This window comes from Microbacterium fluminis (genome assembly GCF_051549805.1).
GTDB lineage: Bacteria > Actinomycetota > Actinomycetes > Actinomycetales > Microbacteriaceae > Microbacterium.
The window spans coordinates 1,055,901-1,068,788 of record NZ_CP196042.1 but is presented as its reverse complement, the minus strand read 5'-3'; the positions used below and the strand labels follow the sequence as shown (position 1 = coordinate 1,068,788).

Here is a 12,888-nt window from a genome sequence, read left to right as displayed (position 1 = left end):
TGCTCATCCTCCCCTGCGGGCATGTCCGATGTGCGGATTTCCGCGGACGGATGCCGCACGGAAGGTGGTCTCGAGGGATCCGCGGCCGCGGGTGTCGGCGCGGGATGCGTCGCATGGACGTCGCCGACGGGGATGCGGGGGAACACGGCCGCGGATCCGGTCTCGGGGTCGGAGCTTCAGGCTCCGAGGTTTCTCAGTAGGCGCCGCTCGGGCGGACCATGACCTGCGCGGTGCGCCACATGATCATCAGGTCGGACATGATCGACCAGTTCTCGACGTAGCGCAGGTCGAGGCGGACGCTCTCATCCCACGACAGGTCGCTGCGACCGCTCACCTGCCACAGGCCGGTGATGCCGGGCTTGATGTACAGGCGGCGGTAGACCGTGCCGTTGTACTCGTTGACCTCGCGCGGCAGCGGCGGCCGCGGGCCCACCACGCTCATGTCGCCGGTCAGCACGTTCCAGAACTGCGGCAGCTCGTCGAGCGAGAGCTTGCGGAGGATGCCGCCGATTCGCGTGATGCGCGGGTCGTTCTTGAGCTTGAACAGGGGACCGGAGCCCTCGTTCTGCGACTGCAGCGCCGCCAGCTGGGCTTCCGCGTCGACGCGCATCGTGCGGAACTTCAGGATCTGGAACTCTTCTCCGTTGCGACCGATGCGGGTCTGGCGGAAGAAGACCGGCCCGCCGTCGTCGAGCTTGATCAGCGCGGCGATGAACAGCGACACGATCGAGATCGGGATGAGGACGAGCGCCGAGAACGCGATGTCGGTCGCGCGCTTGAGCACGTGCTTGCCGCCCTCGAACTCGGGGATGCGCACGTGGATGAGCGGAAGACCGTCGACCGGGCGCAGCGAGATGCGGGGGCCGGCGACATCCGTCAGCCGGCTGGACAGGATGAGCTCGGCGGCGGTGCCCTCGAGCTGCCAGCTGAGCTGCTTGATGTAGTCGGGATCGTCGAGCGGGCGGCTGGCGACCACGATCGAGTCGGCGCCGAGCTGACGCGCGAGCGAGGCGACCGTGTGCGTGCTGCCCACGACGGGGTACGACCGGCCGTCCACGACGATGTCGGTCGGGTTGTCGTCGGTGGTCGCCGCCCCGAGCACGAAGTAGCCGCCCGTCGCGCTGCCCTGGAGGCTGCGGATGACGTACTCGACGTCTTCGCGGGTGCCGGTCACGATCGTGCGCGCGGCGTACTCGCCGGAGCGACGACGGGCGGTGAGCCAGCGGCGCCATGACCAGCGGCCGACCAGCAGGGCCCCGAGTCCCGTCGGCAGCGCGACCATCAGCTGGAGGCGGGCGTCCGGTGCAGCCGTGAGCACGACGATCATCGACATCAGGCCGAACGCGAGTCCCGTGGCGTGCGCGACGCGGCGGTACTCGCCCGCGCCGGCACCCACGATCGCCGCCGAGCGCGTACGGAACGCGGCCAGCAGCGCAAGCCATGTGGTCGCCGCGAGCAGCGGCACCCAGGCGGCGCCGAGCAGCGCCGTCGGGTGCAGACCGAGCTCGACGGCCTGCGCAACCGTCGTCGCGGCGACCACGATCAGGACATCCGTGGCCAGCAGGCGGCGCGCGTATCGGCGCTCCCACTGGCGACGGAGCTCCACGGCCGGCTGAGCAGCCGGCGCGACGGAGGTGGTGAGGTGCTCGTGCACCGCACGTGGCGCGGACACCGGTCGGAACGGCGAGAGGGTGTCGAACCCTCGAACCGTGATCGGCGTATCGATCGCCGTCATCGAGCGCACGCGGTTGCCCGCACGCGCACAGACGCGTCCCCAAACGTCATGACATTCCCCAGAAATGCACACGACAGACGAGCCGTAACTCGCTTGTCTTCCCCAGTCGGCTTCTACCGATTCCCACAACCGGTATGAGGACGACCCCTCGTCCTCGCCGCGATCACTCTAACCCCGGAACGCGCAAACCGGAAGCAGAAAGTTTCTCCGGCGCGTCATACGGCGACGTCCGGGGCTCAGCCGATCATCGAGATCAGCGCGTCCACGCCCATGCCGTAGTTGACGCGCTGCACGGGCAGAGCGAGTTTGTCGGTGCCGATCGAGACGTATCCGGGCTCGATCGAGCGGCCCATCTCGAACCCGGCCTGACGCACGCCCTGCTTGGTGGTGTCGTTGTAGTGCCCGAACGGATACGCGACGACCTCCTTGACGCCCAGCACCGACGCGGACGTCGCCAAATCGGCCGCGATCTGGTCGGCGGGCAGGTTCACCATCAGCCCCTTGCCGTTGGCGCCGGCCTTGTGCAGGTCGTGCGTGTGCGACCGTCGCAGCACGTACACGTTCGGCGGCGGATCCTGCCGGTATGCGGTGATCATGAACGACGTCGACAGCACGCGGTACTTGGCGACGATCGGCGCGGCGAGGTCGAACCAGCTCTGGTCGGCGTCGTCGTCGGTCACGATCACCGAGTGGTTCGGCAGGAAGAGCCTCCCGTCGATGAACGCGCTCAGCTCCTGCCACGTGGGCAGGTAGAAGCCGCCCGTGGCGATGTGGTTCATGTGCGCCTCGAAGTCGCCGACGTAGGCGTAGTTCCCGCGCAGCCACCCCTTCTCGCCCTGCGGATTGGCGGTGAATTGGTGGTACATCAGGATGGGGATGCGCGCCTTCTCGGCGACGTTCTGCTCGGGCGTTTTCCACGCGGCGTGGAGGGTGATCTCGTGCGCGACGCACGCGACCGGTCGCGCACCGTTGACGCGCTGCGCGACGGTGTAGGCCGAGGCATCCGCCGCCGTCGCGTACCAGCCCGCGAACACCAGCCCGGCACGGTCGGGGATCGGCAGGTGGGCGTAGAGGGTGCCCTGCGTCTCGAGCACCGGCGCGGTGGCGATGCCGTCGCCGGCGAAGCTCACCGCGCACGCCGCGGGATCGGTCGTCTGGTCGAGGAGTCGCTGCGCGGGCGTGCGCGGCGTGGGCGTCGGAGTGGGCGTCTCGACGGTCGCACTCGGCGTCGGAGCCGGCGCGGCGACGGGCGACCCGTCGTCGATCAGCCGCGGAACGATGAGGATCGCGGCGACGATCGCGGCGACGCCCGCGGCCGCGCCGACGATAGCGATCGTGTGCCGGCGCGTCGAGTGGGCGGTGGCGCGATTCGCCCGTGACGAGTGGTTCATCCCCTGCAGCTCTCCGGGTCGCCCCCGCGAACCCGGGGAGATGATACGCGCTCGAGGCTAACTCTTCGCTCAGGCACCCCATCCCCGCTCGGACGCCGTTCGGAGCCTCGCCGCGCCCGGGTCTCGTCGCTACGCTGAGGCGCATGACAACCCTCGTGCTGACCGTGGTCGGAGACGATCGCTCCGGGCTGGTGTCCGCCGTCGCGGACGTCGTCGACGCGCACGGCGGCAACTGGGAGAACAGCGAGCTGGCCGAGCTCGCCGGCGCCTTCGCGGGCATCGTCGAGGTCTCGGTCCCCGAGGCCCGCGAGGCCGAGCTGCGCGCGGCGCTGACGAGCCTGGAGGGGATGCTGTCGGTCACGGTGCACACCGGCGCGCGGGGGCCCGAGGCATCCGCCGGTCGTCGTCTCACGATCCGCGTGCTCGGCAACGACCGCGCCGGTATCGTGCGCGAGGTGTCGTCCACCGTCGCGGGACACGCGCTGAGCATCGAGCGGATGACCACCGAGACGCGCGACGCGGCGATGGCCGGGGGACGCCTCTTCGAGGCGACGATCGCCGCGGCGGTCCCGGCATCCGTCGACGTCGATGCCGTGCGGGCGTCGATCGAGGCGCTCGCCGCCGACCTGCAGGTCGACGTCACGCTCGACGCGGCCTAGGAGCGGGTGCCGCCGGCGTGCGCGGCGGGGAGGACGACCTCGTCGATCGTGCGCAGGAGGAATGCGCGGTCGACCGGCTGCTGGAGCATGAGCACGCGGAAGTTCACCATCGCCTGCCCGATCGTGCACAGCATCTCGATGTCGGAGTGGGCGGGGATCTCGCCGCGCTCGATGGCCCGGCGGAAGATGATGCGGTTGGCGTTGACGCGCGGCTCGATGAGCGCGGCGTGCGCCGCGGCGGCGAGCTCCGGATCGCGCGCGATCATCGAGACGATGCCGGCCATGACCTTGATCTTGCGCTGGCTCTCCTGCAGCGTCGGCGACTTCACCATCGCGACGAGGTCTCCGCGCAGGGTGCCCGTATCGGGCGGCGACGTGAGGTCGAGGCCCTGCGTCTTCATGCACACGACCGCGTCGAGCACCAGCTCGGACTTCGACGCCCATCGCCGGTAGAGCGTGGCCTTGCCGGCCTTCGCGCGGGTGGCGACCATGTCGATCGTCATCCCCTCGTAGCCGGTCTCGGCGAGCACGTCGAGCGCGGCCTCGAGGATCTCGGGGTCGCGCGAGTGATCGCGCCTGCGGCCGAGCTTCGGCTTGCTCTCGGTGTCTGCGAGGCCTGTCTGCGTCATCGCAGCGCCTCCTCTCATCTTGTTCCGACGCTATCAAGGATATGTTCCGGAACTGGAGAGATCCTGAAATGAACAGTTCTAGAACTTAGTAGATCCGGAACTCCACATTACCGTATAGTGATCCGCATGTCTTCTGAACTCGCCCCGACGGTCACCGACCGCCGGCATTGGATCACGCTCGTCGTGGTCGGTCTCGCCCAGCTCATGGTGGTTCTCGACGCCACCGTGGTGAACATCGCCCTCCCGTCCGCGCAGGCCGATCTCGGCTTCAGCGACGGGCAACGGCAGTGGATCATCACCGCCTACTCCCTCGCGTTCGCCAGCCTGCTGCTGCTCGGCGGGCGCCTCTCCGACCTCATCGGTCGCAAGCGCACCTTCGTCATCGGGCTCATCGGGTTCGCCGCGGCATCCGCACTCGGCGGCGCCGCGAGCACCTTCGAGCTGCTCGTCGCGGCCCGCGCCCTGCAGGGCGTGTTCGGCGCACTCCTCGCTCCCACGGCGCTCGCCGTGCTCACGACGACCTTCACGATCCCGAAGGAGCGCGCCCGCGCGTTCGGCGTCTTCGGCGCGATCGCCGGTGCGGGCGGGGCCGTCGGGCTCCTGCTCGGAGGCTTCCTCACCGAGGCGCTCGACTGGCGCTGGAACCTCTACATCAACGTCTTCATCGCGGCGGTCGCCCTGGTCGGCGCCTTCCTGTACGTGCCGTCGATCGCCCGCAGCGGCCCGCGTCCGAGGCTCGACGTGCCCGGCACGGTCCTCATCTCGGGGGCGCTGTTCGGCCTGGTCTACGGCTTCTCGAACGCCGAGACCGAGGGCTGGGACGCGCCGGTCACGTGGGGCATGCTCGCGGGCGCCGTCGTGCTGCTGGTGGCCTTCGTGCTCTGGCAGCGACGCGCGACGCACCCGCTGCTGCCCCTGTCGATCGTGCTCGACCGCAATCGCGGTGCGGCGTACCTCTCGGTGCTGATCGCCGGCGCCGGCATGTTCGGCATCTTCCTGTTCGTCACCTACTACCTGCGCCTCACCCTCGGCTACTCGCCCATCCAGACGGGCCTGTCGTTCCTGCCGATGATCGGGATGCTGGTGCTCGCCGCCCAGCTCGGCACCAACCTGCTCGTGCCGCGCTTCGGCCCGAAGATCCTGGTGCCCACCGGGATGGTGCTCGGTGCGATCGCGATGGTGTGGCTGACGCAGCTCGACGGATCCAGCACCTACGCCGCGAACGTGCTGCCGCCGCTCATGGTCATGGGCTTCGCGATGGGCACGATCATGCCGGCCTCGATGCAGACCGCCACCCTCGGCGTCGACCGGCAGTTCGCCGGCGTCGCCTCGGCGATGGTCAACACCAGCCAGCAGGTCGGCGGCTCGATCGGCACGGCGCTGCTGAACACGCTCGCCGCCACGGCGATGACCGACTACCTGGCCGCGCACGCGCCGTCCACGCCGCAGGTGATCGGCGACGCCATGATCGCCAGCTACGCCACGGCCTACTGGTGGGGAGCGGCGTTCTTCGCCGTGGGCGCCGTCGTCTCGGCGACCCTCTTCCGCCGTCGCGGCCACGGGCTGTCGCTCGCCCACGCCCCGGCCGGCGATGCGGAGCCGGTGCTCGCCCACTGACGCCGGACGGGAGGGATGCCGGGGCCCCAGGCATCCCTCCCGTTCCCGTTCCGCGCCGCTACGCTCGCGGTATGGACGACCCTACGCAGGAGCAGCTCGAGAACTCGCCCCACCTGGAGAAGCGCACCGTCGGCGGCGAGCTGCGCTACTACGTCAAGAAGATCGAGGACCACTGGCCGGTCGTGATCGAGGATCACCCGGATGCCGCGGGTCACGAGGCCTGGTGGACGCCAGACGGCGGGTTCCACGCCACGCACGCGCAGCTGCGCCGAGACGCGATGGTCGGCGGCATCGTCTGAGCCGACGCGCTCGGGGCAGGGAGGGCCGTCGCGCTCAGCCGCCCAGCGCGGCCACGATCGCCTGCGCCTCGGCCCAGTACTTCTGGTAGTGGTACGGGTCGGCGTTGACCTGCACCGCGTGCGCGAGGAGCGTCGGCTCCATGGTCTGCCACCCGTTGACGTGGGTCACGGCGACGAAGAAGTTGTACGCCGCGGTGTAGGGGTCCATCCGGTCGGTCAGGGTGCCCCACGCTCCGTTGTCGCGCTGCTGGAAAAGTCCGCGGCTGTCGGGACCGACGGCGTCGCCGTAGGTCAGGTTCCGCAGCCCCGACTCGCCGATCGCGGTCATGATCCCGACGGTCTGCGTGCGGGTGCCGATGCCGAGCGAATGCGCGGCGTCGAGCACGTGGGCGGCGTTGATGAGCTCGGGCTGGCAGTACCCTGCGACCGGTCCGGCGGGCACGGTGATGCCTCCGACCGTCACGGGGTCGGCCGGCGGACAGGTCGGCGTGGGGGAGGCGCTGGCGATGCTCGTCACCGCGGAGCCGACGGCGAGGGATGCCGCGACCCCGCCGATGCCGACCGCTGCCACGGTTGCGACGATGACGCCGATGATCATTCTGCGCATGGTCTCCTCCGCGGTTCGCTCGCGGAACCGAGGCTATGAGGTGATCCTGCGTGACCGGTGAGCCGCGCCTATCGATGGGCTGTCCCCGACGTGTCCGGGACATGAAGAAACCCCCGTGAGTAGAAGCCTCACGAGGGTCTCCGTGGCTCCGACGGGCGTCGATCCCGTGACCTCACGATTTTCAGGCGAACTGCCGGTGCGGCGCCGATATGGCGGAACGCACTCCGGAAGACTCTGCTGCTCGCGCCGCGATTCTCGCGCGCGGCTGCTCGACGCCCGTCAAGACAGCGACTGGCGTGTGGGTGCGCTGCGGTTCGCGGATCAAGTCCAAGTGCGAGTCCTGCGCTGAGCTCTACCGCGGTGACTGGGCGGCAATCGCCCGCTCGGGTGTCTTCGACGGGGCGGTCGCAGACTTTCGCTTCTACCTGCTGACACTCACCGCTCCGTCATTCGGTCGCGTGCACCGGGTGCCGCGCGACGGTGGGCAGCGCGTCGGGGTCTGCGGCTGCGGCGTCGAGCACTCCGCGGGGGATGCCGGGCTGAGAGGTGTGCCGCTGGACGGCGGCGCATACGACTACGCGGGACAGGTTGCTTGGAATCGGGATGCCGGGCTGCTGTGGGATCGCACGCGACGGCGGATGCGGGACCGATGGGACTCTTTCGAATACTTCATCGTTCGAGAGTGGCAGGACCGCGGTGTGCTGCACGTGCACGCGATCATCCGGATAGCTCGGTTCGAGGCTCCGTCGCCTGACGTGTTGCGGGATGCGGCGCGAACCGCGACGGCGGTTTCGCGGGTGGATGCCGGGGTGCTCGTGGAATGGGGCGTGCAGGCGCGGTGTGATGCGTTCCGTGCGGATGGCGACGGGGCCAAGACGATCTGGTACCTGTCCAAGGCGCTGAACTACGTGCTCAAGGACGTGGCGTCGGCATCCGGAGATGCGCCGGTGGATGTGTGGCGGCATCAGGTCGCCCTCGGGGATGCGGCGCGGAGGATGCGATGCTCGCGCGACTGCCAGCCGCAGGACTGCGTGAGCCTCGTGCACAAGCGGTACGGCTCCCGTTCTCAGGTTGTCAGCGCGTCGCGTCGCACGAAGAACCGAACGGGCTGGTCGTTCACAGACCTGACGCGCACCGTGCAGCGCCGGCTACGGCGCGAGTGGTGGGAGTCGCGGTTGCGGGAAGAGGCCGGCGACGCTGCGCCGGCTCCTTCGGCTGCACCGCTGGAAGACCTTGCGGCGCGGTCGCGGCGCGAGCTGATCGCGCGGGGCTGGTCCGCGCCATGAAAGGAACAACCATGATGTGTCTGAACCGCTCCGAGAGCGATCCGATCCCCGACTGGGAGATTCACTTGCGCGACGTATTCGGTCGCCCCGGCGAGCCGGTAGGAGGGGTCACGGGGCTGGCCTTCACTCCTGAGGCCGCGCTCGCGGCCTTCTTGTCGTTCTGCCCAGAGCTGGCTGAGTATCCGTTGATCGCGGTGCGGTCGCAGATCGAGCCACCGTGGTCGATGTACGACGGGGCGTGAGTGGGACGGCCCGGGCGCGAAGCGGTGCCGCGTGCGGCACGCGCGCGCCCGGGCCGAACCGCTCACGCGCGACGCACCTGAGCCGGGACACGATGACGAGGGCAACCGGAGCGCGAAGCGCGTAGGGCGGCAGTTCATGGCGCGGCGTAGACCCCCCGAATGACGGGTGTCTGTCATCATTCGGGTATGACGATCGCTCTCGTGGTCAAGGTTCACGACGGCCTCGTTCTCGCGTCCGACAGTGCAACCACGCTGACGATGAGCTTTGGTGGCGCAAGCGCCGTGGCGAACATCTACAACAACGCCAACAAGGTCTTCAATCTCTACAAGGGATTGCCAGTCGGGGCGATGACCTGGGGTCTTGGCAGCATCGGACCGGCGTCTATCGCAACGCTCGCGAAGGATCTTCGGCGCCGGTTCACCGGCAACGACCCTTCGTTCGCCGACTGGAAGCTGGATCCTGAGAACTATTTGGTGTCAGACGTTGCTGCTCGCGCACGAGAGTTCCTGAACGATGGTCGCTACGAGGTTGTGGAGGCGGAGGCCGCTGCGCAGGGTCAGCCAGCGCCATACTTGGGGTTCCTGGTTGCCGGATACTCGAGCGGTGCCGATCAGCCTGAAGCGTATGTGATCGAACTCGGCGAGAACGGTTCGCCCGATATCGCTACCGTCGTGCCGGACGAGGCCGGAGCAGCTTGGTGGGGCCAGCCTGATGCCATCGCGCGGATCCTCAACGGCATGAGCATCGCGTTCCCCGACGCCCTGGTGAATAGGGGCCTAGTATCAACTGCCGCCGATGCGGCAGCGATCTATGGCGCGGTTCGCGAGGAGCTCAATCCGCAGATGGTCACGGCGGCGATGCCGATCCAAGATGCGATCGATCTAGCGGAGTTCCTGGTGCACGCGACGATCCAGGTCGTCCGATTCTCACCTGGGAACCCGACGGTCGGTGGGCCGATTGAGATTGCTACCATCAGTAAGCACGAGGACTTCAAGTGGGTCCGACGTAAGCACTTCTTCGAGACGCGACTCAACCCACTGAACGGAGCGTCATGATCAACTTCAATATGTCTGGGTCCAGCGACTACTCCTCGGGTCCACGCGGCGCGGCCGTCGGCAACTCGCGAGCAACTTCCGGGAGCACGGCGCGGAGCGCATCGGCTCAGCCCGCGCGCAGCGTGAAGATCGATGTCGGGCGCACGGGAGAGCGATCCAAGGGTGCGCACCGCCGCCCTTGATCTTGTGTAGGAGATTTCGGGAGTATCTTCGCCAGCCATCCGTCGAGCGTTGGCGCTGTCAGGGACGTCCCGTAGCGTTAGTCTCGAAGCTCGCGACTAGGAGGTGTCCCGATGGCTGACTTCCGATCGGAGCGTATGCCGTCACCTGAGGGCGAGGGGCGAGCGAAGTCTGCGATCGAGTCCGCGTACGAGGCGTACTACAAGGTCAACAAGGCCGCGAATAAGCGTCTCTTCGGTGCGTTCCCCGAACTGAGGGACATGCTGCGAGGCTACGCGGGCGCACGGATGCTCGACCTCGTCGGATTCTGGCTGATGTGGCATCTGTGCGGCGGATTCGAGAACACGCAGAACGCGCTCGGCATCTCGAAGTCGCAGATGTATCGGAGGATCGCACAGTTCCGCGAGGCTTTTGGCGAGCATCCCGACGTGTACAAGTTCGACGGGATCGATCTGAATCCTGCGGAGTTCGCGGCGGGCTTCGCGGCTCGGCACGGGAAGCGCGCCGACGAATAGTCGCATATATTGCGATTATCTTGCCGCCTGGTCTAGTCTCGCAGTATGCGACTAGACCAGAGCGACGACTCACCCACGGTGGGCGCCCTTTGGCAGCGTTACCGCCCCGTGGTCTTCTCGAAGGTCGCGCCGGGAACTCAGAGGGCGTACACCTACGCGTGGAGGCGCCGGGTTGAGCCCTGGTTCGCGGATCGGACGATTGCGAGCATCACGACGCTGGACGTCGAGGAAGCCTTCGCAGGTTGGTCCGGCGCTGAATCGACTAAGGCGGATGCTCTTGGTGCGCTGTCGGCCTTGTGCCGCGTCGCCGTCAAGGGTGGCTTCATTCCGACCAATCCATGTATCGGAGTAGATCGTCGCCGCCAGCAGTCTGCCGACGTCGCAGGGCGGGCGCTGACCCGGGAGGAGTTTGCTCGCCTGCTCGACGTGCTGCCACCGACCGGCCCTTATCGACGGTTCGTGCTGGCGATGGTGTACACAGGATGCCGTCTCGGTGAGGTAGCTGGTCTCCGGTTGTCCGATGTCGACTGGAGCGAGCGAACGGTGCGGGTGCTCCGAACGGTGTCGCCGGGGCTCAGTGGTGAGACCGCCGTTGGCCCGACCAAAGGTCGCCGAGACCGCACGGTGCCGATTGTCGATCAGTTCCTTCCCGTTCTCCGTGAAGCTGCGGCAGGCAAGGGCGCGCACGACTACCTCTTCACTGGACCGCGCGGCGGATTCCTCAGTTCGAAGAACCTGAGCCGCGCTCTCAACTGGCACCGGAACCGAGTGCACGTGAAGCAGTTCGCGCCGGGAGAGCCTGCTCTGCACTGGCACGACCTGCGCCACACCGCAGCCGTGTTCTTCTTCGATGCCGGGCTGCCAGCGCCCGACGTGCAAGCGCTGCTCGGGCACTCGTCCCTGCAAGTCACTCAGTTGTACGCCGACACACGTCGGCTCGCTGCGAGGAGGAGCATTGCGCCGCTGTCGGCGTTCTTCGGTTCTCCAGCAAGAGGTCACCAGAGCGGGGGTGAGAACGCCGCTATGACCGGTACTGACCTGAACACGTAGAGCGTCGAAACGGGCCGACTTCCGCGGAATCACGCGGAAAAAGAAGAACCCCCTCGGTGTAGAAGCCACCTCGGGGGTCCAGTGGCTCCGACGGGCGTCGATCCCGTGACCTCACGATTTTCAGTCATCCCCCGTCTCATTGCGGTGTCCGAGCGCGACGCGCTGCTCTGCGATCGAGTGATGATCGCGTGCTTCCGTGATCACTTTCCGTCGTACTGAGGTCGCGTGGTTGTGGCCATTCTGTGACCAAACTGCCGCGCCTGCGGCGTCACGGAGGCTCCTCGCGTAAGTGCTGTCGAAGACCGCTGCCTTGCGGCCGTTCGCGAACAGCATGGGCGAGTGTCGGACGTAAGGGTTAGAACTAGTCCAGATCGGTGTACAGTAAAGACATGGGATTGGACGCATCATGGACGAAGTAGCGAAGATCGGACAAGAACTAGTCCAAGTAGCGCGTCTGGCCGCGGAGCACAAAGACGAGGATTTGCGCTTGTTTCTTGCGCGCCTCGCGCGACGGTTCCGTCGACCGATGCCGGAACTGTCCGCGGAACTCGGCCGGATACTCGAAACGGCGACCCATGAGCCCGCTCGTGGCACGGACCGCCGGATGGATCTCGGTGCTCGTCCCGTAGAAGATTCCTTGCCGATGCTTCGGCCTGTGGGCGGCCGGGTGGACCTAGTCTCGCCCGTCCTGGCGCCGTCGGTATTTGCGTCATTAGAGCAACTCGTCAGCGAATGGCGGCAGGCAGATGCGCTCGCCGCACGCGGCCTCCGACCCGTGTCCTCCGCGATCTTCACCGGGCCGCCCGGGGTAGGGAAGACCTTCACTGCCCAGTGGCTGTCGAACCAGCTCGATTTACCTCTTCTTTCTCTCGATCTGACGGCTGTAATGAGCAGCCGGCTCGGGCAGTCGGGCGCTAACCTTCGATCGGTCCTCGACTACGCGCGTAGCGCCCCTTCCCTACTGTTCCTAGACGAGGTCGATTCAATCGCCAAGCGTCGCGCGGACGATGCTGACGTGGGCGAACTGAAGCGGCTCGTCACGATCATGTTGCAGGAGCTCGACGATTGGCCGTCAACGAGCTTGCTCATTGCGGCGACCAATCATGCGGAGCTGATTGACCCAGCGCTGTGGCGCAGGTTCGACTTGCGGATTGAGTTTCCGATGCCCGAAGGGGCAGAGGTGGCGGCGGCAATCGAGCGATATCTCGGGGACGAGATCGAGCAGGTTCGTCCGTTCCTCCCCGCTATGGAAAAGCTGCTCGCGTCGTCCTCGTTCAGCGACATCGAGAGAGCAATGAGCCGAGTGCGCAAGCAACTGGTCCTTGGAGGCGGAGACGCGGCAGCGTCCGTCGAAGGGCTCGTGAAGGGCGCGCGCGACGCGCTGACACGGGCTGAGCGAATTGCGATCGCCACCGACCTTCAGCGATCGTCGCCGATGTCGCAGCACCAGATTTCAAGGCTTATGAACGTCAGCCGCGACACACTGCGTAAGCACGGACGAGACCTGGGGGGTACATCCGATGGCTAAGAACTACCTGATCGGACGAGGGGCTTCTCACGGAGCCCGTCGCTCCGCCGCCGATAAAACCGACGAAGGCTCACCCGTATACCGTCGAGGAGGC

13 protein-coding genes are annotated in these 12,888 nt (G+C 67.3%); 9 read left to right on the top strand and 4 right to left on the bottom strand.

Going from position 1 to position 12,888, the window contains the following annotated elements; translation table 11 throughout:
- Positions 1–193: 193 nt before the first annotated feature.
- Positions 194–1,735, bottom strand: coding sequence for a sugar transferase (locus ACSJDX_RS05150; protein ID WP_438354490.1), 1,542 nt, complete (start codon positions 1,733–1,735; stop codon positions 194–196).
- A gap of 236 nt (positions 1,736–1,971) precedes the next feature.
- Positions 1,972–3,126: a polysaccharide deacetylase family protein gene (locus ACSJDX_RS05145; RefSeq protein WP_438354489.1), complete on the bottom strand. Its 1,155-nt coding sequence runs from the start codon at positions 3,124–3,126 to the stop codon at positions 1,972–1,974.
- A gap of 143 nt (positions 3,127–3,269) precedes the next feature.
- On the opposite strand from ACSJDX_RS05145, the gene ACSJDX_RS05140 reads away from it, so the two are divergent.
- On the top strand, positions 3,270–3,785 hold the full coding sequence (locus ACSJDX_RS05140) for a glycine cleavage system protein R (protein WP_438354488.1): 516 nt from the start codon (positions 3,270–3,272) through the stop codon (positions 3,783–3,785).
- Here ACSJDX_RS05140 and ACSJDX_RS05135 read toward each other — a convergent pair.
- Positions 3,782–4,414: a TetR/AcrR family transcriptional regulator gene (locus tag ACSJDX_RS05135; protein WP_438354487.1), complete on the bottom strand. Its 633-nt coding sequence runs from the start codon at positions 4,412–4,414 to the stop codon at positions 3,782–3,784. The genes ACSJDX_RS05140 and ACSJDX_RS05135 overlap by 4 nt on opposite strands.
- Positions 4,415–4,540: 126 nt before the next feature.
- Between ACSJDX_RS05135 and ACSJDX_RS05130 the strand changes: the two genes are divergently transcribed.
- Together ACSJDX_RS05130 and ACSJDX_RS05125 are read left to right on the top strand one after the other, a co-directional pair.
- A complete protein-coding gene (locus tag ACSJDX_RS05130; protein ID WP_438354486.1) occupies positions 4,541–6,031 on the top strand; it encodes an MFS transporter in 1,491 nt (496 codons plus the stop codon).
- Between the two features lie 71 nt (positions 6,032–6,102).
- Positions 6,103–6,330, top strand: a complete 228-nt coding sequence (locus ACSJDX_RS05125) for a hypothetical protein (protein ID WP_438354485.1) — start codon at positions 6,103–6,105, stop codon at positions 6,328–6,330.
- A 34-nt stretch (positions 6,331–6,364) separates the two neighbouring features.
- Here ACSJDX_RS05125 and ACSJDX_RS05120 read toward each other — a convergent pair whose 3' ends face one another.
- Positions 6,365–6,937 (bottom strand): hypothetical protein, encoded by a 573-nt coding sequence (locus ACSJDX_RS05120; protein ID WP_438354484.1) that lies wholly within the window; start codon positions 6,935–6,937, stop codon positions 6,365–6,367.
- Between the two features lie 209 nt (positions 6,938–7,146).
- On the opposite strand from ACSJDX_RS05120, the gene ACSJDX_RS05115 reads away from it, so the two are divergent.
- From ACSJDX_RS05115 to ACSJDX_RS05090, 6 genes are all read left to right on the top strand, one after another.
- Positions 7,147–8,223, top strand: a complete 1,077-nt coding sequence (locus tag ACSJDX_RS05115) for a replication initiator (protein ID WP_438354483.1) — start codon at positions 7,147–7,149, stop codon at positions 8,221–8,223.
- Between the two features lie 11 nt (positions 8,224–8,234).
- Positions 8,235–8,465 (top strand): hypothetical protein, encoded by a 231-nt coding sequence (locus ACSJDX_RS05110; protein WP_438354482.1) that lies wholly within the window; start codon positions 8,235–8,237, stop codon positions 8,463–8,465.
- Between the two features lie 186 nt (positions 8,466–8,651).
- On the top strand, positions 8,652–9,521 hold the full coding sequence (locus ACSJDX_RS05105; RefSeq protein ID WP_438354481.1) for a hypothetical protein: 870 nt from the start codon (positions 8,652–8,654) through the stop codon (positions 9,519–9,521).
- A gap of 293 nt (positions 9,522–9,814) precedes the next feature.
- The gene (locus ACSJDX_RS05100) at positions 9,815–10,216 is read left to right on the top strand and encodes a hypothetical protein (protein WP_438354480.1); all 402 of its coding nucleotides are present in this window, start codon (positions 9,815–9,817) and stop codon (positions 10,214–10,216) included.
- 108 nt (positions 10,217–10,324) lie between these two features.
- On the top strand, positions 10,325–11,266 hold the full coding sequence (locus ACSJDX_RS05095; protein WP_438354479.1) for a tyrosine-type recombinase/integrase: 942 nt from the start codon (positions 10,325–10,327) through the stop codon (positions 11,264–11,266).
- Between the two features lie 406 nt (positions 11,267–11,672).
- A complete protein-coding gene (locus ACSJDX_RS05090) occupies positions 11,673–12,794 on the top strand; it encodes an AAA family ATPase (protein WP_438354478.1) in 1,122 nt (373 codons plus the stop codon).
- The last annotated feature ends 94 nt before the right edge of the window (positions 12,795–12,888 follow it).